Origin of the sequence: Segatella copri (assembly GCF_002224675.1) — a bacterium.
Classification (GTDB): Bacteria; Bacteroidota; Bacteroidia; order Bacteroidales; family Bacteroidaceae; genus Prevotella; species Prevotella copri_U.
The window spans coordinates 1-25,425 of the sequence record NZ_NMPZ01000026.1 but is presented as its reverse complement, the minus strand read 5'-3'; the positions used below and the strand labels follow the sequence as shown (position 1 = coordinate 25,425).

15 protein-coding genes are annotated in these 25,425 nt (G+C 50.5%); 9 read left to right on the top strand and 6 right to left on the bottom strand.

Annotated features, from left to right (window positions below; translation table 11 throughout):
* Window positions 1-42: 42 nt before the first annotated feature.
* From purD to CFT61_RS13325, 6 genes are all read right to left on the bottom strand, one after another.
* Window positions 43-1,311 carry a phosphoribosylamine--glycine ligase gene (gene purD, locus CFT61_RS13350; protein ID WP_089544910.1) on the bottom strand — a complete coding sequence of 423 codons (1,269 nt, stop codon included), beginning with the start codon at window positions 1,309-1,311 and terminating at the stop codon, window positions 43-45.
* Between the two features lie 167 nt (window positions 1,312-1,478).
* Window positions 1,479-3,443 carry an HD-GYP domain-containing protein gene (locus CFT61_RS13345; RefSeq protein WP_142990641.1) on the bottom strand — a complete coding sequence of 655 codons (1,965 nt, stop codon included), beginning with the start codon at window positions 3,441-3,443 and terminating at the stop codon, window positions 1,479-1,481.
* Window positions 3,444-3,543: 100 nt separating this feature from the next.
* Window positions 3,544-5,790: a S9 family peptidase gene (locus tag CFT61_RS13340; RefSeq protein ID WP_176425613.1), complete on the bottom strand. Its 2,247-nt coding sequence runs from the start codon at window positions 5,788-5,790 to the stop codon at window positions 3,544-3,546.
* A gap of 249 nt (window positions 5,791-6,039) precedes the next feature.
* Entirely contained in the window at window positions 6,040-7,590 is a 1,551-nt protein-coding gene (locus CFT61_RS13335) for a THUMP domain-containing class I SAM-dependent RNA methyltransferase (protein ID WP_089544907.1), read from the bottom strand.
* On the bottom strand, window positions 7,574-8,515 hold the full coding sequence (locus tag CFT61_RS13330) for a serine O-acetyltransferase (protein ID WP_089544906.1): 942 nt from the start codon (window positions 8,513-8,515) through the stop codon (window positions 7,574-7,576). Before CFT61_RS13330 ends, CFT61_RS13335 begins: the two co-directional genes overlap by 17 nt.
* Window positions 8,516-8,603: 88 nt before the next feature.
* Window positions 8,604-9,950 carry an MATE family efflux transporter gene (locus CFT61_RS13325; RefSeq protein WP_089544905.1) on the bottom strand — a complete coding sequence of 449 codons (1,347 nt, stop codon included), beginning with the start codon at window positions 9,948-9,950 and terminating at the stop codon, window positions 8,604-8,606.
* 192 nt (window positions 9,951-10,142) lie between these two features.
* On the opposite strand from CFT61_RS13325, the gene CFT61_RS13320 reads away from it, so the two are divergent.
* The 9 genes from CFT61_RS13320 (at window position 10,143) to CFT61_RS13280 (ending at window position 24,884) form a co-directional block, all read left to right on the top strand.
* A complete protein-coding gene (locus tag CFT61_RS13320) occupies window positions 10,143-11,294 on the top strand; it encodes an N-acetyltransferase (protein WP_089544904.1) in 1,152 nt (383 codons plus the stop codon).
* 39 nt (window positions 11,295-11,333) lie between these two features.
* Complete coding sequence (locus tag CFT61_RS13315) at window positions 11,334-12,965, top strand: nucleotidyltransferase family protein (RefSeq protein WP_089544903.1); 1,632 nt, start codon at window positions 11,334-11,336, stop codon at window positions 12,963-12,965.
* 11 nt (window positions 12,966-12,976) lie between these two features.
* The gene (locus tag CFT61_RS13310) at window positions 12,977-13,891 is read left to right on the top strand and encodes a CDP-alcohol phosphatidyltransferase family protein (protein ID WP_089544902.1); all 915 of its coding nucleotides are present in this window, start codon (window positions 12,977-12,979) and stop codon (window positions 13,889-13,891) included.
* An 18-nt stretch (window positions 13,892-13,909) separates the two neighbouring features.
* A complete protein-coding gene (locus CFT61_RS13305; protein ID WP_089544901.1) occupies window positions 13,910-14,968 on the top strand; it encodes a lysylphosphatidylglycerol synthase transmembrane domain-containing protein in 1,059 nt (352 codons plus the stop codon).
* Window positions 14,968-15,777, top strand: coding sequence for an HAD family hydrolase (locus CFT61_RS13300; protein ID WP_089544900.1), 810 nt, complete (start codon window positions 14,968-14,970; stop codon window positions 15,775-15,777). Before CFT61_RS13305 ends, CFT61_RS13300 begins: the two co-directional genes overlap by 1 nt.
* Before the next feature lie 118 nt (window positions 15,778-15,895).
* A complete protein-coding gene (locus tag CFT61_RS13295) occupies window positions 15,896-18,448 on the top strand; it encodes a DUF5686 and carboxypeptidase-like regulatory domain-containing protein (protein ID WP_176425612.1) in 2,553 nt (850 codons plus the stop codon).
* 102 nt (window positions 18,449-18,550) lie between these two features.
* A complete protein-coding gene (locus tag CFT61_RS13290) occupies window positions 18,551-19,189 on the top strand; it encodes a response regulator transcription factor (RefSeq protein ID WP_089544899.1) in 639 nt (212 codons plus the stop codon).
* 48 nt (window positions 19,190-19,237) lie between these two features.
* Window positions 19,238-22,192, top strand: coding sequence for a TIM-barrel domain-containing protein (locus CFT61_RS13285; RefSeq protein WP_089544898.1), 2,955 nt, complete (start codon window positions 19,238-19,240; stop codon window positions 22,190-22,192).
* Between the two features lies 1 nt (window position 22,193).
* Entirely contained in the window at window positions 22,194-24,884 is a 2,691-nt protein-coding gene (locus CFT61_RS13280) for a glycoside hydrolase family 2 TIM barrel-domain containing protein (RefSeq protein WP_254918981.1), read from the top strand.
* The last annotated feature ends 541 nt before the right edge of the window (window positions 24,885-25,425 follow it).

Here is a 25,425-nt window from a genome sequence, read left to right as displayed (position 1 = left end):
TCTGGGAGCTTTTGCCCTTTCAGGGCGTGTGGAGCCTATGGATTAAAGATCCTGTCCGATATCAGAGCGGAAGTACTTGTCTGTGAACTGGATCTTCTGTGCCTCGGCAAAGCTCTTCTTCAGAGCCTCTTCCTTATCCTTGCCGTAGCTGCTTACGCAGATTACACGGCCGCCATTGGTTACAACCTTTCCATCCTTCATGGCTGTACCAGAGTGGAAAACAACAGAACCTTCCACGTCGTCGATACCCTGGATAGGATAACCCTTCTTGTAAGCCTCTGGATAACCACCGCTTACGAGCATCACACAGACAGCAGCACGCTCATCAAACTCGATGCGGCGCTTGTCAAGATCGCCGGCAGCTACACCCTCGAAGAGATCCACGATGTCGCTCTTCAGACGGAGCATCACGCTCTCTGTCTCTGGGTCACCCATACGGCAGTTGTACTCGATAACCATAGGCTCGCCCTCTACATTGATCAGACCGAAGAAGATGAAGCCCTTGTAGTCGATGTTCTCTTCAGCCAGACCCTCTACGGTAGGACGGATGATGCGCTCATCCACCTTCTGCATCCACTCCTTGGTTGCGAATGGCACAGGGGTAACGCTACCCATACCGCCGGTGTTCAGACCGGTATCGTGCTCGCCGATGCGCTTGTAGTCCTTAGCCTCAGGCAGAATCTTGTAGTTCTTGCCATCGGTCAATACGAATACGGAGCACTCGATACCGCTGAGGAATTCCTCGATAACTACGCGTGCAGAAGCGTTGCCGAACATACCGCCGAGCATCTCCTTGAACTCCTTCTTGGCCTCTTCCAGGGTAGGGAGGATGAGAACACCCTTGCCGGCGCACAAGCCGTCAGCCTTCAATACGTATGGAGCCTTCAGAGTCTCCAGGAACTTCAAGCCTTCTTCTACGTGCTCGCCGTCGAAAGTCTCATACTGAGCTGTCGGAATGTTGTGGCGCTTCATAAACTGCTTGGCGAAGTCCTTGCTTCCTTCCAGCACGGCACCAGCCTTTGATGGACCAATCACAGGGATGTTCTGGGTGCGAGGGTCAGCCTTGAAGTCATCATAGACACCCTTTACCAGTGGGTCTTCCGGACCTACTACCACCATATCAACACCGTTCTCGACAGCGAAGTTCTTGAGCGCCTCGAAGTCGTCAGCCTTGATATTCACATTCTCGCCAACATTCTGTGTACCGGCATTACCAGGAGCAATAAAGAGTTTCTCACACTTCTCGCTCTGAGCGATTTTCCAAGCTAAGGCGTGCTCGCGGCCACCGCCTCCTAACAATAATATTTTCATCGTAGTTACGTTTAATAATTCTTCTATTATATGTTACAATCAGGATATTGATCATCTCCTTCTTTTACAATCAGGATAGATATTTACTCCTTTTTGCATCCAAATTCCTAATTTGCTGCAAAATTACTAAATTTCAGCGAACTATACAAGCAAAAAGCCTAAAATCTTTATCGCATATAGTTCTTATAGATTTCATAATAGATATCAGGCCATCCGTAGATGGCTATCCTCTCCAGTTCCTTGTAGAGTTCCGGTATGTCATCTATCAGCTTCACCAGGTCGGGATTGTATCGGGTTCCTGCGCCTTCTCTCAGCTCTCCCATCACTTTTTCGAAGCTCTTCTCCTGCTTGTAGTTTCTGCCTACTCGCTCGGTGGCAGCCTGCATGCAGTCGCACAGGGTTATGATGTCTATCATGAAGCGGTAAGGCGATTGGGTGTTGTCGAAGTCGCTTGGATAGCCTCCCTTGCCGTTGTACCATTTATGATGTCCCAGCGTGGTATCGTGGTAGTATTTCAGCTTCTGCGATATCTTCAGGTATTTCAGTCCCATTCGTGGATGCATTCTGATGATTCTTCGCTCCTCATCGCACAGCTGTCGATAGTCGTTGTTCACCACGCTTACGATACTGTTCTTGCCAATGTCGTGACAGAGTGCAGCACGGGTGATGAAGTGGATGAGCTGCCGCTGATGAAGCCTTACCTGCCATTTGCTGCTGATGCCCAGTTTTCCTACCAGCAGTTCCCGCCTGTGCCTGATGATGGCTTTCATCATGGCTTCTGCAAGTCGTGCCACGTGGGTAGAGTGGGCGTAGGTGGTAACCTGGGTTGCTACGTTCAGTTCCATCACGAATCCTATTCTTTCTTCATCGCTCAGGTATTTGATGAGTCGGGGATAGGTGCTCACATTTTCCAGTGTCTGATTATACAGTGTGGAGTTCTGCTGGTCTTTGCGATGTCTGAACATCCTGATAATGTCTTCACAGAATGTCCTGATGTGCTTCTTTTTGTAATTGGCTGAAACTCTGGCGGTATCTACGATAAACGCCAGATTGGTGTAGTGATTCATCAGCGAATTGAAGGCACCTTCCCCCAGAACTTTTTGTTGTGTAAGTGGTTTGATCAGCATTCCGTATATTTCCTCAGCCTCTCTCAAGGCTGTTCTTGTCTGGATTTCTCCAATTCTTAGCTTCATGACGATGAGATTAAGCTTCGATGAGATGCTGAGTCCTACGGTATCCGGATACTGACTTATCACCCGTTTTACCAAAGCGTCTCCTTCTTTCTTTTCTATCAGTTCCGGATTGGTGAGATAGATACCTCTTACTATCTCCAAGTCTCTGTCTTTGATGCGGTTAATCCATAGCTGCCTTCTCTTTTCGGGTACTTCCAGTTCGTCTGCCGTATGATTTCTGGCTAATATTTCCAGCTTTTCGTATCTTTCCTTCAGTTTTTTCAGAGGTTGGATATGGTGGAGTGTCCATGCGGATAGGCACAGATCCTGTAGGGCATAGCCGTACAGGCCCAGTTCTTCGGGCGTATGGCAGTGCGCACTGTCGGCTACGTATGCGATGCAATCGTATGCTTTTTTCAATGTCTCGTTGTCTCTGTTCAGTCTCCATATCTGGTAATAGGATGCCCCCTTCCAGCTCATGGCTCTCAGAAATTCGTAGTTCCTTTCCGGGCGTTTTCTGAAATTTCGAATCAGAATATCAGTAACCCTGTTTGTGATGAATGGATCCGTCAGGGCATAGGCGTAGTTATGAAAGAAGTTTTTGTCCAGACTGTCGTAGGCTGCATCCGGCAGAATGGTCTCCTTCGTCGTATCTGCCATATCGGTTTCGAAATAATCTGCAATGCTATTCAGCAGCTTCTCGTTCTCGTGATACATCAAATGGTTCTTCCGGCTTCTTGTCATGAAGAATCTTACCCATTTGTCGTGGTTGTGGATGCTGAAGATGCTATCGTTGTAGCGATTATAGGTGATGCGGTTCTGAGATAGCTTGTCGAAGATGAATTTAAAGTCGGGGATGCTCTGCTTAGAAACAAAAAACTCTTTACCTGCCACTTGCAGGTGGCAGGCAAAGAGTATGGTGGTAATTAATAAAATTACTTTTCTTATCTTGTTAATCATCTTTTTGTTCCGAAGATTTTTACTTCAGATTGACTCTTGGATATCTTGCCATCCGAATTTTCTTCAGATAGAGTCTCTTATACATTTAAAATTTTTCTTTTTACTTCAGGTAGTCGAAGAAGTAGTTGCTGATTCTTTCGTGCAGGTGAGTGCTCTGATGACCTCTCATGTTGTGAGGCTCACCTGGATATACGAAGAAATCTGGCTGGGTACCTGCTGCGATACAAGCTTTCAGGAAGGTGAGGCAGTGCTGTGGCACCACGGTCACATCGTTCAAGCCCTGGATAATCTGCAGCTTACCCTTCAGGTTCTTAGCCTGATAGAGCAGGGATGTCTTCTTGTAACCCTCTGGGTTGGTCTGTGGGGTATCCATATAGCGCTCGCCATACATCACCTCGTACCAGTGCCAGTCGATTACCGGACCGCCTGCTACGCCTACCTTGAATACGTCAGGATAGTTGGTCATCAGCGAGATGGTCATGAATCCACCGAAGCTCCAGCCGTGAACACCAATCTTGTCGGCATCTACGTAAGGCAGGGTCTTCAGGTACTCTACACCCTTCATCTGGTCCTTCATCTCTACCTGACCCAGCTGGCGGAAGGTAGCCTGCTCGAAAGCCTTGCCACGGTTCTCGCTGCCACGGTTGTCGAGGATGAAGAGCAGATAGCCCTTTTCTGCCATGTAGGTTTCCCAGCCACGGCTAGAGTAGTTCCAGCGGGCATCCACGTTGTGGGCGTGAGGACCGCCATATACATATATAATGGTAGGATACTTCTTGTTAGGGTCGAAGTTCACCGGCTTCACCATTCTCCAGTAGAGGTCGGTTACGCCGTCGTCGGCCTTGATCGAACCGCAGCTGTATTCAGGCACGTTGTAGCCCTTCCATGGGTTCTTGGCTGTGAAGTAAGCGGTGCGCTTGCCGTTCTCGGTGTTTACGATGGCAATCTTGCGAGGCACGGTTGGAGTAGAGTAGTTATCATAGATGAACTGTCCGCTTCCGCTCAGGGTAGCGTTGTGCCATCCCTTGCCGCAATCGTCCATCATGGTGCGCTTGCCGGTCTTGGTATCTACGGTGAAGATGTTACGCTGGATAGGAGAGCACTCGTTGGATGCGATGATGATGCTCTTGCGCTTGGTGTTGAAGCCGAGCACTTCCATTACTTCCCACTTACCCGATGTCAACTGCTTGATTTCGAGCGATTCCGTGTTGCTTGCCATGCGGCTGCCGTGCTTGCCCAGGGTGCAGAGGTAAAGGTGGTTGTAGCCATCCTTGCGACTCTGCATGATGAAGCTGCTGTTGTCCCAAGGCAGGAACTGGATAGGGTGACAAGGCTCTACATACTTCTCATCGGTCTCGCGATAGAGCTCGCCGGTCTTCTCGCCAGTCTCTGCGCTGTAGGCAGTGAGGCGACAGTCATTCTGGTCGCGGTTCAACTCAAACATATAGATGGTCTTGCTGTCTGGGCTCCATGCGATGTTGGTGAAGTAGCGGTCTGTAGGGTCGCCCGCCTTCAGATAGATGGTCTTGCCTGTCATGCAGTCGAACACGCCCACAGTTACCTTGTGCGATGTCTCGCCTGTCATCGGATACTTGTCTGGTGCAGGCTTGGCGCAGCAGGTCTGGGTCTCAGGATGATTGAAGTAATCAATCTCCGGGATATCCACCTGTGGATAATCAGTCACCATGCTCTGATCCATGCGGTAGAAGGCGAGCAGTTCGCCGTTAGGGCTCCAGAAGGTACCCTTGCTGATGCCGAACTCATCGCGGTGAACACTCTGACCATATACGATAGAGCGGCTTCCGTCTGTAGAGATCTGGAAATCGTGAGACTTCTTCTCTCTTGTCATGGCATTGTTGGTTATGTCGAAGGAGCGCACATAGAGGTTGCTGCCCTTCAGATAGGCGAATGCATTCTGCTGTGCGTTAGCTTCGAGGAGGTTCTCGCCATCTTCAAACTCCATCTCGCTCAGCAGCTTATGCTTCTTGAAGTCGATGGTGTAGGTCTTGCTGCCGTTGCTCACCATCACAATGCTCTTGCCTGCAAAAGGGAACTGAGCGTTGTAGAGGGCTCTTACCTTGATGTCCTTGGTAGGAGCAATCCACTGGTTGATATCGTTGATACCGAAGAGTTTTGTCTCCTTTCCGGTAGTCTTGTTTACGAGATAGCATGCCTCGATGTCCTGATGGATGAGTTCATTTCCCCACCAGGTGCACCAGCGGTTCTTTGCCACCATGTTGCGGTAGTTGTTGCCACCAAAGTTCAGGTCTTCCAGTGTGAAGGCTTTCTCGCCCTTCTGCGCAGGAACCACGCCCTGAGCCTGTATCTCGGTTGCATTCATTGCCATCATGGAAATCATAGCTGCAAAAGATAATTTATAAATTGAATTCTTCAGATTCATCATTTTTTTTCTTGTTTTTTGTAACACATAACACCACGTTTTGTGGTGTTATGTGGTTTATCTGTTTGATAACTAGAATTTTATCTTTAGCAACGCAGCGTTTCGCTGCATTGCTAGAATTCTTAGCAATACGGCGTTTCACCGCATTGCTAGAAATCTTAGCGACGCCGCGTTTTACGGTGTCGCTAGAAAATCTTAATCCTCGTCATCAAAGTCGGTGTCGAAGCTAGGCTTGCTGCCACGCTTTCCTCCGAAGTTCTTGCCACCTCTGCGGTCTCCCTTGAAACCACCGCGCTTGTTGTTACGGTCGTTACGGTCGCCTCCGCGCTTGCCTCCGAAGCTGCGGCCGCCCTTGCGGTCATCATCATCGTTGCGTCTTCCGGCAGCACCCACACGTGGACGTCCGCCACGGCGAATCTCATTGCGGCGCTTCTCGAAGTCCTCCAGGCGATGGCTGTGGAACTGGAAGCTGCGGATATCTGCCTCCTCGTTCTCAGTCTCCTCACTCACACGCTTCTTGAACTCGCGCTCCTTCTTGAAACGGTGCTTCTGCGCCATCTCGCTCTTCTCGCGCTCAGTCTTCACGATACCGCCCTCAGAGCGGAACTCCTTCATCTTGCCGTCGAACATCACATACTTGCGGAACTCGCACTCCAGACTTCCGTTATATACCGGAATCTTGATAGATGGCTTCAGTCCAATCTGCTCGAAGCACTCCTCGCGGTAGCTCAGTACCCAAGCCTCGTTGCCTGCGAAGGCACGCTTGAATCTCTCGCCAATCATCTTGTAGGTGTTCAGCAGGTTAGGGGTAGAGATACGCTCGCCGTATGGAGGGTTCATCACGATGATGCTCTTCTCGGCAGGCTGTGTGAAGTCCTTGAAATCCTGCTGTGCGATGGTGATATCCTTGCTCAGTCCGGCTGCACGCACGTTGAGGTTGGCAGTGTTCACCGCCTTCATATCTACATCATATCCGTAGATGTGGTGCTCGAACTCGCGCTCCTGAGAGTCGTCGTTATAGACCATATCGAAGAGATCCTGGTCGAAATCGTTCCACTTCTCGAAGGCAAACTCCTTGCGGAATACACCTGGAGAGATGTTGCGGGCGATGAGGGCTGCCTCGATGGCGATAGTACCCGAACCGCACATTGGGTCGATGAAGTCGCATTCACCCTTCCAGCCGGTCATCAGGATCATACCTGCAGCGAGAACCTCGTTCAGAGGTGCCTCTACCTGCTCCTGGCGGTAGCCGCGGCGGTGCAGACTTTCACCGCTTGAGTCGAGACTCAGGGTAGCGTTATCCTCTGCGATATGGATGTTGAGGCGGATGTCTGGGTTAGACACGCTGATGTTAGGACGTGTGCCCTGCTTCTCGCGGAACCAGTCCACGATGGCATCCTTTACCTTGTAAGTCACGAAGCGTGAGTTGCGGAACTCCTCAGAATAGACTACTGAATCTACCGAGAAAGTCTTCTTCACGTCTAAGATGTCATCCCACTTGATCTTCTGAATCTCGTCGTACACCTCTTCGGCAGAACGAGCCTTGAAGTGCTTGATAGGTTTCAAGATGCGGATGGCTGTGTGTAACTGGAAGTTAGCACGATACATCATTTCCTTGTCGCCTGTGAAAGATACCATGCGGCGACCTATTTGTACATTGTTAGCACCCAGTTGGGTGAGCTCCTCAGCCAAGACTGGCTCCAGACCCATAAAGGTCTTGGCAATGAGTTCAAATTCCTGTTCCATTATTGAATTCTATATCTAATAAACTTTGTTTTTCTTTTCTATATTTCTTTGTTTTCGGCTTCATATCCTTGGTCACCCACACGTTGGCGCCCACGATGCAGCCTTCGCCGATGGTGATTCTGCCCAGGATGGTGGCGTTGGCATACACGATGACATCGTCTTCCAGGATAGGGTGGCGAGGGATTCCCTTGATAGGATTGCCGTCCTTATCCAGAGGGAAACTCTTGGCTCCGAGTGTCACACCCTGGTAGAGCTTCACGTTGTTGCCGATGATGCAGGTGGCACCGATAACCACACCCGTGCCATGGTCGATGGTGAAGTGGTGGCCGATGGTAGCCTCCGGATTGATATCGATACCCGTCTCCGAGTGTGCCAGCTCCGTCATCATTCTTGGGATGAGTGGCACGCCGAGCTTGTGCAGAACATGAGCGATACGGTAGTTGGTTAACGCCTTGATTACGGGATAGCACGAGATGATTTCTCCGTGGCTCATTGCCGCCGGGTCACCGTTGTAGGCTGCCTCTACGTCGGTGGCGAGAATCTTGCGGAGCTTGGGAAATTCCATGATGGCTTTGGCGGCGATGACGCCTGCCTTGGCACGCTGGTGCTGCAGTTCTGCCTGGGTTTCCGATTCGCAGTCGTTGGCGAAGCAGAGTCCGGCGAGAATCTGTTCTGCGAGCATCTCGTAGAGTTTCTCAACTCTTACTCCGATATGGTATTTGATGGTAGAGATATTCACGGATGAGTTTCCGAAATATCCCGGAAAGAGGATGGATCGAGACAGATTGATGATGTCTTCGAGCGCCTTGCCCGAAGGAAGAGGATTTCCGTCTCGATGCTGATGGAAGAGACCCTTCAGCGATTCGGCGCTTGAAAGCTCGTCGATAGTCTCTGTCAGCTGATGAGTTAGTGTATCTTTACTCATGTTCTTAATGTATCAATAAAATTCGACTGCAAAGATACGATTAATTTCTTGAACTGCAAAGAATTCGTTCTTGTTTTTTATGATTTTTTTAGCGTTGCTGAAATTTCATATCCCTGAATGCACTCCAGGCTATCGGTATCGCCACGAGAAAGGAACAGATATCTGCCCACGCCTGACACATCTCTACGCCCAGTAATCCGAAGAAATGAGGGAGGATGAAAATGAGCGGAATGAAGAACAAACCGCTACGTGCTGCTGCCACGATATTCGCACGTACAGGCTTGCGGATGGTCTGCATCAACATATTTGTCAGCACGATGGTGGCTACCAGAGGGAAGCTGATAACCTGCCACTTCAGGGCAACGGAACCCACGGCTACCACGCTGGCATCATCACGGAAGAGTTCGATGATAGGTTCGGAGAAAAGGAAGCCGAAAACGGCACAAACCGCCAGAAATACCGTGCCGCATTTGATGCAGAAAAAGAATGCCTCCTTCACGCGGTTGTACAACTTGGCTCCATAACAGAAACCACAGAGTGGCTGGAAACCCTGCCCCAGTCCGATGACCACGGCATAGGTGAAGAACGAGATTCTCGTCACGATACTCATACCCGCAATGGCTGCATCTCCATAGGCTCCGGCAGCCACATTCAGCACCAGCGTGGCGATGCTTCCCAGGCCCTGTCTTGATAAGGAAGGCGTGCCGCCAAAGATAATCTCCTTGATGTAAGCCCTGGTTGGCGTGAAGTTGTGCAGATGGATTCGGATGTTCTGACCCTTGTGTGACATCCAGAAAAGCATGGCGCAGCCGAAGCACTGGCTGATGAGGGTGGCGATAGCGGCACCCGTGATGCCCATGGCAAAATAAAGGATGAGCAGTGGGGCAAGGATGAGATTGAGGAGCACTCCCGACATGATTCCCTTCATTGCATACATCGCATTGCCCTGGAAGCGCATCTGGTTGTTGAGGGTCAGAGAGGTTGTCATGAAGGGAGCACCCAGCAGGATGATGCCGAGATAGCGCTCGGCGTAGGGCTGGATGGTGGGGGTGGAACCCAGAAGAATGCACAGTGGTGTCAGGAAAAGTTGTCCAAGAATGGCGATGAGAAGTCCCGTCAGGAAACTCAGCACGAAGCCCGTGGATGCCATCTTCTTCGCCTTCTCCACCTCCTTGGCTCCCAGCATTCGGGAAATATAGTTGCCGGAGCCATGACCATAGAGGAAACCAACGGCCTGGATTACTGACATCATGGCGAAGGAAACGCCTACCGCTGCCACGCTCTGGGTATTGATGCTGCCCACGAAGTAGGTGTCGGCGAGGTTGTACATACTCGTCGATAACATGCTGATAATGGTAGGTATCGCCATCGTAAAAATCACCCGATGCACCGGTGCATGGGTCAGGAATGTATAATTATCTCTTGATTTCTTCATATCAGCCTGCAAAGTTACTGCTTTATTTCCGAAAGGGGGAAATATTCGATGATTTTAACGCTCGGCAGGAAAAAAAACAATGATTTCGTTTGCCATCTCGGAAAAAACTCGTACTTTTGCACCGTTTTTCTGATGATACATTATTATAAAAAGAAAAATCAGAGCAAAAAGTTTTAGAAAAAAATCAGATCAATGAGTGATATTAGAATCATACCCGTTACTACCAAGAAAGGATTGAGAACTTTCATACAGTTCTATTACGACCTTTATGAAGGTAGCAAATATGCCGTTCCTTACTTGCGTTTTGACGAGTGGAATACATTGAGCAAAGACAAGAACCCTGCCTTCGACTTCTGCGAAGCGCAATATTTCCTGGCTATCGATTACAGCATCCCGAAGGTGGTAGGCCGCATTGCCGCCATCATCAACCATTGTGCCAACGACCAGTGGAACAAGAAGCAGGTGCGCTTCGGATGGTTCGACTTCATCGATAACCTGGAAGTTTCCAGTAAGTTGCTGGATGCCGCAGCCCACTGGGGCAGAGAGCGTGGCATGGAAGAATTGGTAGGACCACTTGGCTTTACCGATATGGACCGCGAAGGAATGCTCATCGAAGGATTCCACGAGAAATCCACCATGTACGTCAACTACAATTACCCTTATTATCCCAAGCACATGGATGCTCTGGAGCTCTTCCAGAAGGACAACGACTGGCTGGAGTACCGCATCAAGGTGCCTGAGGTAACTCCTCCGAAATTCGCCAAGACGGCCCAGCTCATCGAGAGCCGCTACAATCTGCACGTGCATAAGTTTACCAAGCACGAACTGGTTCAGGGCGGTATGGGCAGGGAAGTCTTCCACATCGTCAACGAAACCTACAAGGATCTCTACGATTTCCAGCAGCTCACCGACCGACAGATCGACGGGTATGTGGATTCGTATATCAAGATGGCGGATATGAACCTCATCACCGGTGTGGTAGATGGCAACGACAACAACCGCCTGATCGGTTTCGGCGTATCCTTCCCATCCATGACCGAGGCGTTGCAGAAGAACCGCAACGGCAAGCTCTTCCCATGGGGATGGCTGCGACTCCTGCGGGTGATGAAGTGCCATGCCACTGATACCGTGGATCTGGTGCTCATCGGCGTGTTGCCGGAATACCGCAGCAAGGGTGCCAATGCCCTCATCTTCGCCGATCTCATCGAGCAGTACCACCGCTACGGTTTCAAATGGGCGGAGGCGATGCCGCAGATGGAGAGCAACAAGGGTGTGCAGAGCCAGTGGCAGTATCTGGAAAGCGTGCAGCACCGTCGCCGCCGCTGCTACAGAAGAAAGTTATAGGAAATTGAAGAAAAATAAAAATAATTAGAAATAGATAGAATGAGATTTGCAGTTATAGCCGCAGGCGAGGGAAGCCGATTGGCACAGGAAGGCGTGGAACAGCCTAAACCCTTGGTGCCGGTATGCGGCGAACCGATGATAGAGCGCCTTCTACGCATCTTCGTAGATTGCGGTGCTACCGAAATCGTAGTGATTGTCAATGAATGGAGCACGGCGGTGCGTGAACATCTGGAACAGATGAAGCTGCCGGTGCCTCTGCGCCTGGTGGTGAAGACCACTCCTAGTTCCATGCACAGTCTGCATGCCCTCTCGCCATATCTCCGTGGCGAGCGCTTCTGCCTCACTACCGTGGATACCATCTTCCGTGAGGAGGAGTTCAAGAAGTATATCCGTCATTTCCAGGAGGCAAAGGATATTGACGGCTGCATGGCTGTCACTCCATACGTGGATGATGAAAAACCACTGTGGGTTGGTGTGGAGAAGCAGGAGGATGCCGAGGGTGCCAGTCTGCTCGACAAGCAGGGTTCGCACAAGAAGCCTCGTATTACGGGCTTCCATGATAAGCAGGAGGGCGATGACCATCTGATTTCGGGTGGCATCTACTGTCTGGGCGACAAGGCGCTCGATGTGCTCGACCATTGCATGGAGCAAGGCATGAGCCGTATGCGCAACTTCCAGCGCCAGCTGGTGGTAGAGGGATTGAAGCTGGAGGCTTATCCTATCAACAAGATTCTCGATGTAGATCACAAGGAGGATATTGCGAAGGCCGAGGCTTTCATCCATCCGCTGGAGGGTAAGACCCTGGTGGGTGTATGCCGCGGCAACGAGTTCTCGCCTAATTGCGTGGATAACGATGCTGCCATCATGAATGCCGTAGAACAGCAACTGGAGGCACTCGGTGCGCAGGTGATGCTGATGTGCGAGAAGGAATTCTGCCGCAAGGCAACTGTATTGGAGAGAGCCTACGGATGGCCTCGCTGCCGTGTGACAGTGGGCGTGGATGGCTTCTTCTCAATGGCACGCAGCAAGCAGGCACTCGATATTCTCGGCAGAATAGAGGAGGAAGGCGTATTGGTGGTGAACTCCAGTCTGGGTGTAAACCGCTGCATCCGCCGCATCATGACCGAGCGTTTCATCGCCGGAGGCATCGCTACTCCCGAGAGCCGCATCATTGGCAGAAACGGAGAGATGGTGAAGGATATACACTATCCTTGCTGGCTGAAGCGTGGCGACGGCTGTGCGCAGCAGAAGGAGGATACCTGCTATGTGCAGAACGAGCAGGAGGCTGAGGCGCTGCTGAAAAATTTCTGGCTGCGTGGCATCACATCGGTGGTGGTGAATGAGCATCTGAAGGGCGACCTCATCAAGTTCTACGGCGTATCGGGTACCGATTTCTTCTATTGGTTCTATCCATCGAAATGCGGTCATCGTTCCAAGTTCGGACTGGAGGTGATCAATGGCGAGGCTCAGGGCATCGCCTTCGATGCCGAGGCTCTGAAGGCTGAGGCTGACAAGGCTGCCGACATGCTGAATGTGCCGGTATATGGCGGCGACTGTGTGGTCAGCGAGGATGGCAGCATCCGCATTATCGATTTCAACGACTGGCCTAGCTTTGCGCCATGCCGTGATGAGGCTGCGTTCTATATAGCAACAAAAATGATACAAGAATAAAAATAAAAAAGATGAATCAGGAATTTAAGGCTTCTCTGAAATCAGCGGATACCGAGGAGCACATTGATATTTACTTCTATCGTCCTATTGGCTACCAGTGGGCGCGATTCTTCCGCATGCTTCACGTCACCCCAAACGTGGTGACCATTCTTTCCATTTTCCTCGGCGTAGGAGCGGGCATCTGCTTCTATTTCGACGATTTGGCAATCAACATCTTGGGCATCTTCTTGCTCATTTGGGCAAACGTATATGACAGTTGCGACGGTCAGCTGGCACGACTCACCAACCAGAAGAGTGCCTTGGGCAGAATCCTGGATGGCGCAGCTGGCGACTTCTGGTTTGTCAGCATCTACTTCGCCATCTCCTTCCGACTGATGCCGGAGTGGGGCTGGAAAATCTGGGCACTCTGCATCGTTGCCGGTTTCGGATGCCATGCCATTCAGAGCCGTCTTGCCGACTACTACCGTCAGATTCACCTCTTCTTCCTGAAAGGCAAGGAGGGTAGCGAACTGGACGATGCCAGCAAGCAGGTAGAGCTGTGGAAGCAGATGAAGTGGAAAAAGGAGCCAGTGCAGAAACTCTTTCAGTTCTTCTACAAGAACTATACCTTGGGACAGGAGCGGGATACTCCTATCTTCCAGATATTCAAGAGAAATCTGCGCGAAAGATATCCGCAGCAGTTGCCTGAGCAGTTGCGTGCCGACTTCCGTGCGGGCAGTCTTCCACTGATGAAATATGCCAATATCCTCACCTTCAACTGGCGCAGCATCACGCTGTTCATCTCTATCCTGATAGGTCTTCCATGGCTTTATCCGGCTATCGAGATTACCGTGTTCAGCCTGATCTTCTTCTATATGAGAGGAACCCACGAGCGTCTTTGTCTGAAGCTCAACCAGAAGGTCCTGAAGGGAGAGTACGAGGCATAAACAATAACAAATACTTATATGAATAACAAGTTCAGAAATATATTCATGGCGTTCGGTATCATCGCCATCATCATCATGCTCTGCACGATGGATATGGACTATACCGATATCTGGCGCTATCTGAAGCAGGCGGGCATCTATTTCCCGCTGATTCTCGGTCTGTGGCTCGTGGTTTATTGGGTGAACACCGTTTCCTGGTGGCTCATCATCAACGACGAGGGTAGGGTGAAGGGACTCTCGTTCTGGCGAGTATATAAGCTCACCGTGAGCGGATTTGCCCTGAACTACACCACTCCCTGTGGATTGATGGGCGGCGAACCTTACCGCATTATGGAGCTGAAGCCTTTTACGGGTGTGAGCAAGGCTACATCATCGGTCATTCTCTATGTGATGATGCACATCTTCTCCCATTTCTGGTTCTGGTTCCTTTCTACATTTCTCTATATCGCCCTGTATCCGATAGGTGTCCCTATGGGCATCATGCTGGGCTTCATCGCAGCCTTCTGCCTGCTCGGCATCTACTTCTTCGCCCGCGGTTACAAGACGGGAATGGCGCAGAAGGGCATACGCCTACTCACCCATATTCCTTTCGTGAAGAACTGGGCTAAGCGGTTTGAGCAGGAGAAGCAGGAGACCCTGGAGCAGATAGATTCGCAGATAGCCCTGCTGCATGGTCAGCACAAGAGCACCTTCTACAGTTCCCTCTTCTTCGAGGTGATGGCGAGAGTGCTCCAGAGCCTGGAGATTTATCTTATCCTGAAGGCTTTTGCGGCGGATATCAGCATCGTCGACAGTATTCTGATTCTTGCCTTCTCATCGCTTTTCAGCAATCTCATCTTCTTCTCTCCTATGCAGTTGGGAGCCCGAGAGGGTGGTCTTGCCTTGGCGGTGGATGGCCTGCATCTTACGGGTGCCCTGGGTGTATATACCGGTCTCATCACCCGAATCCGTGAGCTGGTATGGATAGCCATCGGCATTCTGCTCATCAAGGTGGGAAACAAGGACCTGAAGAAGATTCAGGAAGAATATGAGGCTGATCAGAAGAGCCAGCAGCAAACAATTAATAAAGAAAAATAATGAAAGTACTGGATATAAAAGGAATCATTTTTGATTATGGTGGCACGCTCGATACCAGGGGCGACCACTGGTCGGAAGTGCTGTGGCAGGGCTACGAGCATTTTGGCATCGGCGTGGCTGATGACGAGGAAGTAGAGCCAGGAGTAAGTATCCACAAGCAGACGTTTCGCGATGCCTACGTGTATGGCGAGCGAGCACTGGCTGTGAATCCCATCGTGACTCCCGATTTCCATTTCGAGGATATTCTCAGAGAAAAACTGATCCTGGAATTGAATTTCCTTGCAGGAAAGAAATTGCTGGAGACAGGAAAGGATGATTCTGAGAAACAGGCGCTTTTCCTCTCCCTTTCTGATTCAGAAATCCGGCAGATTGCTGTGGATATGGCTCGCTATATCAATGCCAAGACCCTTGCTCTTCTGAAAGAGAACAAGCTGGTGTTGGAGCATCTGAAACAGAATGGGTATCCGATGGTGCTGGTTTCCAATTTCTACGGCAACATCAATCAGGTATTGAAGGATGCAGGAATTGATGGCTATTTCGAGGACGTGATAGAATCGGCAGTAGTGGGGGTGCGCAAGCCGAACCCAGCCATCTTCGCCCTCGGAGTCTGCGCCCTCGATCTTCCAGCCTCTCAGGTGCTGGTAGTGGGCGATACCTATGGCAAGGATATCATTCCTGCCCACAAGCTGGGTTGCCACACCCTATGGATCAAGGGATTGCAGTGGGAAGAGAAGAAGGTGGATGAATCCATCCCCGATGGCATCATCAAGAAACTATCTGAGATGGAGGAATTTCTGAAAATCTCATAAAAAACTGAAATATATAATAGGTTTTTGCAGCTATTTACGAATAATGTTATAACTTTGCAGCCTGAAAGTAGAGAATGATTAATAATGGGCGCAAGGCCCCTATATATATAATAAGGTAATGAAAGGTATAAGAAAATTGTATTTGGTGCTCGTCCTCCTGGTGGTTTCTACACTCCAGATGATGGCGCAGCAGAAGATAACAGGTCGTGTCATCGACGATGACGGCTTTGCCGTATCGTATGCAAGCGTGCAGTACAAGGGACACAAGATTGCCGTTTCCAGTGATGGAGAAGGTAAGTTTACCATCGAAAAGAAGCCGGGACTGATGCTTACCGTCAGCGCTCTGAGCTACAAGACCGCAACGGTCAAGGTAGATGATAAAACCAGCTTCCTCGAAATCAAGCTCAAGGACGATTCCCACAAGCTGGGAGAAGTCGTGGTGAAATCGAAGAAGGGAAGATACAAGCGCAAGGATAACCCTGCCGTGGAACTCATGCGACGTGTCATCGCTGCCAAGAAGAAGAGCGACCTCAGCAACTATGATTATTATCAGTATGATAAATATCAGAAGATCACCCTCGCACTCAATGATATCACCAAGGAACAGATGGAGGGCAAGTTCTTCAGCAAGCGACAGTATCTCCTCGACCAGGTGGAGCTTTCGCCTTACAACGGCAAGCTCACTCTGCCGGTAAGCATCGATGAGACCGTTTCGCAGCACGTATATCGCAAGGACCCGAAGAGCGAAAAGGATATCATCAAGGGTCAGCAGAGCAATGGTATCGGACAGGTGATCCAGACTGGAGAAATCCTGAATACAGCCATCAAGGATGTCTTTACCGATGTGGATATCTACGATGACTACGTGCGACTGCTCCAGTATCCGTTCCCGTCTCCGCTGGGCAGAACAGCCATCAGCTTCTATCATTATTATATAGAAGATACGGTGTATGTGAACCGCGACCTCTGCTATCATCTGCAGTTTATCCCAGCCAACAGTCAGGACTTCGGATTCCGAGGCGAGCTCTATGTGCTTGCCGACAGTACCCTGCACGTCAAGAAATGTAATCTCTATATGCCTCACAACTCAGCCGTCAACTGGGTAAAGGATATGAAGATTGAGCAGGAATATACCAAGCTCGACAATGGCGAGTGGGTGCTCACCAAGGATGATATGATAGCAGAGATGCACATGAACAAGCTGCTGCAGGACCTGCTGGTGGTACGAAACACCCGAATCACCGATTACGCCTTCGACCCTTTGCCGAAGATTCTCTTCAAGGGCAAGGCAAAGGTAAGGCATGATATGGATGCGATGAACCGTGATGAGGCTTACTGGAACAAGTACCGACAGGTGGATCTCACCAAGAGTGAGTCTTCGATGGACAGTTTCATCCACCGTATGGAGAATTCCAAGGGATTCAAGTACATCATCTTCGGCGTCAAGGCGCTCATGGAGAACTATGTAGAGATAGGAAGCGGAGGAAAGGATGGCAGAAAGAGCCTCTTCGACCTCGGACCTATCAACACCTTCCTCTCCAACAACTACGTGGATGGCGTGCGCCTGCGTCTGGCAGCCCGCACCATGGCGGCACTCAATCCTCACTTCTTCTGGGATGGATATGGTGCCTACGGTACGAAGAGCCACAACTGGTACTACGGTCATCTCTTCACCTATTCGCTCAACAAGAAAAAGAACAGTCCGTTTGAGTTCCCGATGCGCAAGTTCGTCTTCGAGATTGGTCACGATATCACTTCTCCATCCGATGACAACCTGCTGCACAACAAGGATAACTTCTTCATGACCATCCGTGCCGCTACGCAGGACCAGATGTATCTCTATCAGCGACAGAAGTTCAGCTTCGTCTATGAGACCGACTGGGGACTCCGCTTCGATGCGGGAATGAGATGGCAGAGCAACCGCACCGTGGGCAATCTGCATTATTTCAAGGTGAACACGGGCGAGGAAGTAAAGAAGATACGCACCACCGAGGCATCTGTGGGCATCGACTACAACCCGGGTGTTACCTATGTCAACACCAAGCAGCAGCGATTGCCTATCAATCTCGACAGTCCTGAGCTCACCCTCCGCCATTCCATGGGTCTGGACGGATTCATGGGCGGTCAGTATCAGAGCAACCTCACCACGCTGGGCATCTACAAGCGCCAGTGGCTGGGCAGCTTCGGATATGTCGATTTCAACATCGTGGGCAAGATGCAGTGGAACAAGGTTCCATTCACCATGCTCGTACAGCCACCAGTCAACCTCTCCATCTTCGAGCAGGAGGCAACCATCAGTATGATGAAAGACTGGGAGTTCCTGAGCGACCGCCAGCTCTTCTGGTCGGTAGCCTGGGATATGAACGGCAAGCTTCTGAACCGCATTCCGCTCATCAAGAAGCTGAAGTGGCGCGAGTATGTAGCCGTGAAGGGAGTATGGGGACAGCTCACCGACAAGAACAATCCGGTGAAGAATACATCGGATGACGTGATCTTCAAGTTCCCTAACAACTCCTACACTTTTGGCAACACGCCATATTGGGAGGTGGTAGCCGGTGTGCACAACATCTTCAAGTTCTTCGGAATCGATTATGTGCGCCGTATCAACTACCTGAATCATGCCAATGTAGATAAGTGGGGCATCCGAATGGGATTCCTCATGTCATTCTAGGAAAGATAAAACAGGGAGAACATAGCCTTTTGCTATGTTCTCCCTTCATAAAAGTTTGGTCATAAATGAGTATATAACAACATAAAAGAAGGAGATTTGCTTATGAAGATTCTATTGGCAGATAAGCAGGATATCACGCGTGCCGGACTGATATACGTGATAGAGAGAATGGAAGGATTGGAAACCAAGTATGTGGAAGACAAGACAGAGCTGATGCTTGCCTTGCGGGAAAACGAAGATACGGTGGTGATAGTCGATTACACGCTTTTCGATATCAATGATTCCGCCGAACTGCTCATTCTCAACCAGCGCTTTCCCTATACCCGATGGCTGCTGTTCAGCGAAGACCTGAGTGCCGATTTCGTGCGGGTGCTCATCGCCAGCAGCAGTATGTTCAGTGTGCTCCTGAAGGAGAGTCCGCTGACGGAAATCAAGGAGGCGATACGCTTCTGCGTGGACAGCAAGCGGTTTGTCTGCCAGCGAATGATGGAGGTACTCCTTACTCCGCCGCAGGAAGTAGAAGAAAAAGTGAATCTCACCAAGACCGAAACCGAGATTCTCAAGGATATCGCCCTGGGTATGACTACCAAGGAAATCGCCGAGAAGCGTTTCTCCAGTTTCCATACCGTGAATACCCACCGGAAGAATATCTTCAGAAAGCTCGGCGTGAACAACGTGCACGAAGCAACAAAGTATGCACTTCGCGCCGGACTGGTAGATTCTGCGGAATATTACATCTAGAAGAAATAAACTGTTATAACAATTTTATAAACTCTAAAAACAAACTAAATGAAACCAACAAAGTCATTATTTGTTACGGCTGCATTGATTCTGGGCACTATGGGTGTCCAGGCAGCTGATTTTGTCCAAAATGGTAACTACCTTACCGTACAGTTGAAACAGCATCAGAACTATGGTCCTTCGCAAATCCGCCTCCAGGTGGTCAGCGACCGCATCATCCGTGTGCAGGCTACGGCGGAGCAGAGCTTCCGCAGCAAGCAGAGTCTCATCATCGTGCCTCAGAACTCCAAGGCGCAGTATAAGGTAGAGGAGCAGGGCGATGACCTCATCATCACCACCGCTGCCATGCGTGCAGTGCTGAACGAGGCTACCGGACAGATTACCTTCTACGATCTCAAGGATCAGGTACTGTTGAAAGAGGTGGCACAGGGCGGAAAGACCTTCAAGCCTTTCACCGTGCCCGACCGTGAAATCGGTGTGGATATCGCCAAGGTACCCGAGGCACAGAAGCACGGATGGTCATGGCGTGCCCTCTTCGATTCGCCAGACAATGAAGCCTTCTATGGCCTCGGTCAGCACCAGAGCGAAGAGCTCAACATGAAGGGCAAGAACGAAGACCTCTTCCAGTATAACACCAAGGTGAGTGTGCCTTTCGTCATCTCCAACAAGAACTACGGCATCCTCTGGGATTCCTATTCCTACAGCCGATGGGGTAATCCGGACGATTATCTCCAGCTGAACCGTGCCTTCAAGCTCTACGACAAGGACGGTAAGGAAGGACAGCTCACCGGTACTTATGTGGATAAGGATGGCAGGAAGATTGTACGTGGCGAGGACAGCATCTACTTTGAATATGCCATGCCTGAGACTTCAGAAATCTGCAACAAGACTGATAAGGGCGGCATACAGAACCTGCCTAAGGGCTTTGCGCTGAATGGATCCAAGGTGGTTTACGAGGGATATGTAGAGGCGCCAACCAGCAGCTTCTATCAGTTTATCCTCTACTATGCCGGCTATATGAAGATCTACATCGACGGTAAGCTGGTGGTGCCTGAGCGCTGGCGTACCGCCTGGAATCCGAATTCCTATAAGTTTGAGACAGCCATTCCGAAGGGCAAGAAGACCCCTATCCGCATCGAATGGCAGCCGGATGGCGATGTTTCCTACTGCGGTCTCCGTGTGGCAGCCCCACGTTCTGAGGCTGAGAAAAACCAGCTGAGCATCTGGAGCGAGATGTCGCCGGATATGGATTACTACTTCATTGCCGGAAAGAATATGGACGAAGTAATCTCGGGCTATCGCACCCTTACCGGCAAGGCTCCGGTATATCCTAAGTGGGTGCTCGGCTTCTGGCAGAGCCGCGAGCGCTATCAGAGCAGCAAGGATATCGAGGAGAATATGAAAAAGTTCCGCGACCTGAAGATTCCGGTGGATAACATCGTACAGGACTGGAACTACTGGAAGCTGGATTCATGGGGAAGCCACGAGTTTGAGGCGGCTCGCTATCCGAACCCTCAGGCGATGCTCGACAGTGTGCACGCCCTGCATGGAAGATTCATGATTTCGGTTTGGCCGAAGTTCTATGATACCGTGAAGAATTACAAGGAACTGGATGCCAAGGGCTGGATGTATCACCAGGCTATCAAGGATGATATCCACGACTGGCTCGGTTTCCGCGGCTCCTTCTATGATGCCTATGATGCCGGAGCCAGAAAGATGTTCTGGCGACAGATGGATGAGAATCTCTATACCAAGTATAAGTTCGGTATCGATGCCTGGTGGATGGATGCTTCTGAGCCGAACGTGCGCGACTGCACGCCGATGTGGTATCGCAAGGCGCTCTCCGGTCCTACCGCCCTGGGTACAGCTACCGAGTATTTCAATGCCTACAGCATCGTGAATGCCGACGCCATCTACAATGGTCAGCGCAGCGTGAACCCTAACCAGCGTGTCTTCCTCCTCACTCGTTCGGGCTTTGCTGGCGAACAGCGCTACAGCACCGCTACCTGGTCGGGCGACATCGCTACCCGCTGGGAGGATATGCGTGCGCAGATGACTGCCGGATTGAACTATTCCATGGCAGGTCTTCCTTTCTGGGGAATGGACCAGGGCGGTTTCTGTGTGGAAAACCGCTATGTGGCAGCCCAGCAGGAGTTTGACAAGACCGGTAAGGAAAATGCCGATTTGAAGGAGTGGCGTGAGTTGCAGGCTCGCTGGAACCAGTTTGGCTGTTTCGTTCCGCTCTATCGTGCCCACGGTCAGTGGCCGTTGCGTGAGGTTTGGAACATCGCACCAGCCGATCATCCGGCTTATAAGACCATTGTAGCCTACGACAAGCTCCGCTATCGCCTGATGCCTTACCTCTACAGTATGGCGGGTATGGTGCATCTCAAGGATTACACCATGATGCGCGGACTGGTGATGGATTTCAATGGCGATGAGAAGGTGTTGGATATCAAGGACCAGTGGATGTTCGGTTCTGCCCTGATGGCTTGTCCGGTAGGCGAGTATCAGAAGTATTCACGCGAAGTCTATCTGCCTAAGCAGAAGGGCTGGTATGATTTCTATACCGGAGCATATCATGCAGGCGGTCAGACCATCGTGGCTGATGCACCATACGATAAGATTCCTGTCTTCATCCCAGAGGGCGCCATCCTTCCGATAGGTCCTGAGATGCAGTGGAGTGATGAGAAGAAGCCGGAGTTGATCGACCTCTATGTCTATGCCGGCAAGGATGGCTCTTATACCTTGTACGAGGATGAGGGCACGAACTATAACTACGAGAAGGGCAAGTATGCTGTAATCGATTTCAAGTATGATGATGCCCGGAAGCAGGTTACCATCGGTGCCCGCAAGGGTAGTTTCGACGGCATGCTCCAGAAGCGTCGCTTCAACATCATCCTGGTAGATCAGAAGAAGCAGCAGGGCGTGAATCTCGCCAAGTCGCCTAAGGGCAAGGTAGTGAAGTATGCAGGTCAGGCAATGACTGTAAAATTGAAATAATATGAAGAAGATATTTGCTTTAGCAATTCTACTATTGGGCGCTCAGTCTTTGAGCGCCCGCGATCGCCAGTCTTTTGATAAAGACTGGCTTTTCGTTTTGGCTGATAGTGCCGGTATGCAGAATTCAGAGTATTCCGACGGGCATTGGCGTCGCCTGAATCTCCCTCACGACTGGGCGATAGAGGGCGATTTCTCTCCATCGAATCCTTCGGGAGCCAGCGGTGGTGCTCTTCCGGGCGGCATCGGATGGTATCGCAAGCACTTCTCTCTTTCGCCAGACGAGAAGTACGACCGTTTCACCATCACCTTCGATGGCGTGTATATGAACTCCACCGTCTATATCAACGGTCACAAGCTCGGTACCCGTCCCTACGGCTACAGCACCTTCGAGTACGATCTTACACCTTATATATATAAGAAGGGTGACAACGTCATCGCCGTGAAGGTGGATAACAGCGACCAGCCCAACAGCCGCTGGTATTCGGGCTGCGGCATCTACCGCCACGTCTGGCTTACCAAGACCTTGAAGGAGGCATACATCCCACAGTGGGGTCAGTATGTGGCTACCACGCCGAAGGGTGATGTCAGGGTGAAGGTGGATTTCCACGCCAGTGGCAGCAGGATGAAGCTCTCCATCCGCAATACCATCTACGATGCGGCTGGCAAGGTGGTGGCAAGGAGCCAGGGCACCCAGAACCAGCAGCTCAAGGTAAGGAAACCTCATCTCTGGTCTATCGGCAAGGGCTATCTCTATACCGTGAAGAGCGAACTGGTGGTGAATGGCAAGGTGGTGGATACCGCCACAACGCAGACCGCATTCCGTGATGTGAGGTTTGATGCCCGGAAGGGTTTCTTTCTCAATGGCGAGAATATGAAGATCAATGGCGTGTGCGAGCATCACGATTTCGGATGTCTCGGTGCCGCTCTCAACGAGGATGCGCTTCATCGCAAGCTCACCATCCTCAGGGATATGGGTGTGAATGCCATCCGAAGCAGTCATAATCCTCCGGCTCCCGAACTCCTGAATATGTGTGATTCCATGGGAATCATGGTGATGGACGAGAGCTTTGATATGTGGCGCCGCAAGAAGTCGAATGGCGATTATGCCCGCTTCTTCGATGAATGGCACCAGCGTGATCTCTCTGATCTGGTGAAGCGCGACAGGAATCATCCTTGCATCATCATGTGGAGCATCGGCAACGAGGTGCTCGAACAGTGGTCGGATGCCGCTGCCGATACCTTGAGTCTGGAGCAGGCGAATCTCATCCTGAATGCGGGTCATGATGCCTCTACCCTGGCACATAGCGATGAGCTGAGCGTGAATTCGCTCCTCACCCGTCATCTGGCAGATATCGTGAAGAAGTATGATCCGTGGGGCGCCCGTCCGGTTACTGCCGGATGCAACGAGCCTGATCCTAAGAATCATCTCTTCAAGAGCGGTGCCATCGATGTCATCGGATTCAATTATCATCATCAGTGGGCGAAGGATGTTCCTAGGAACTTCCCGAACAAGCCGTTCATCTTCTCCGAGAGTGTTTCGGCACTACAGACGCGCGGTTATTACCGGATGCCGAGCGACAGCATTTATACGGCTCCGGTGGAGTGGTGGCTGCCATATACCGATCCATCCTTCAAGTGTTCGGCGTATGACAATATGCATGCCTCCTGGAGCAGTACGCATGAGGAGACCTGGGATGTGGTGAAGCACAATGATTTCGTGGGCGGTCAGTTTATCTGGACTGGTTTCGACTATATCGGCGAACCGACTCCTTATGCCTATCCGGCACGCAGCAGTTATTTTGGCATCATCGACCTGGCTGGTCTTCCTAAGGACAGTTATTATATGTATCAGAGTGAGTGGACGAAGAAGCCTGTTCTTCATCTCTTCCCTCACTGGAACTGGCTTCCGGGTCAGCAGATAGATATGTGGTGCTATTACAACCAGGCTGATGAAGTAGAGCTGTTCATCAATGGCAAGAGCCAGGGCATCCGGAAGAAGAAGGTACATGGAGAGGAAAATGGTGCCGCAGCCAATGCTGTTTCTGCAAAAGCCGGCGTCAATGCAGCTGCCGATGCCGCCAATGCCGACGCCTTTGATCGCAGCACCGAGTACCACGTAATGTGGCGAGTAACTTTCGAGCCGGGTGAAGTAAAGGTTGTAGCGAGAAAGCAGGGCAGGGAAATTTCATCCCAGACCATCAAGACTGCCGGTCCTCCTCATCACCTCGTCTTGAAGAAGACCTATCAGAACACCCTTGCGTCTGCTGTCCAAACCCCGTCGGGCGTTCCTGCGGATTTGCAATCGTGCACTCCAACCCCGTCAGGCGTTCCTGCGGATTTGCAATCGTGCACTCCGACCCCGTCAGGCGTTCCTGCGGATTTGCAATCCGCAGTCAAAAAAGGTTTGACCTCTCTCCCTGGGGATTTGCAATCCCCATCGATCCCTACAACCTTCGTAGAAGTAAATGTAGTAGATAAGGATGGCAATCTCTGTCCGAATGCCGAGAACGAGATTTATTTCTCTTCCACCGCCGAGATTCTGGGCACAGATAACGGCAATCAGACCTCCCTGGAGCGTTTTACCGATCCAAAGAGAAAGGCATTCTTCGGCAAATGCATCATCGTCTTGCGAGGTCACGGCACGCTCCGTGCCGAATCCATAGACTTGCAACAAGCTACCCTTCAATTATAAAAACAAAAAAAGCATGCCAAAGTCATTTCGACTTTGGCATGCTCATTTAAGTTACATACAGCTCGTCACGCCCAGAGAGCAATATACAAAGTGCAGCCTTTCTTCTTTTGACGATGCAAAGGTACGGCTTTTTTAGGGAACCACCAAAAACAGGGTGTGACAAGCCCCGATTTCAGCAGCTACAGAATACGAATCCCGTTAATAATTCTAACTCGCTCTAAATTGGACTTTGATTGAAAATCAAGAAGTTGGGCGTTTGCCTATATTATATAGGTAACAATATGGAAACGAGCGGACTTCTGCTCGTTTCTGTATTTTGCAATATGCAAAGAACGCCTTAATTCGGGGACAAAGATACGATATTTTTCTAAATCTCGCATAGCTTACAAGGAGAAAAACTTGGAAATTAGAACTTTTTACGTTAAAATCCATATTTGACAAGCAGATTTTGAAGAAAATATTTGGAGTTTCCAATAAAAAAGAGTATTGTTTGCAGCAACAAATCCCACCACGCCTCTCAACGATGCGTACCACGGTGGAA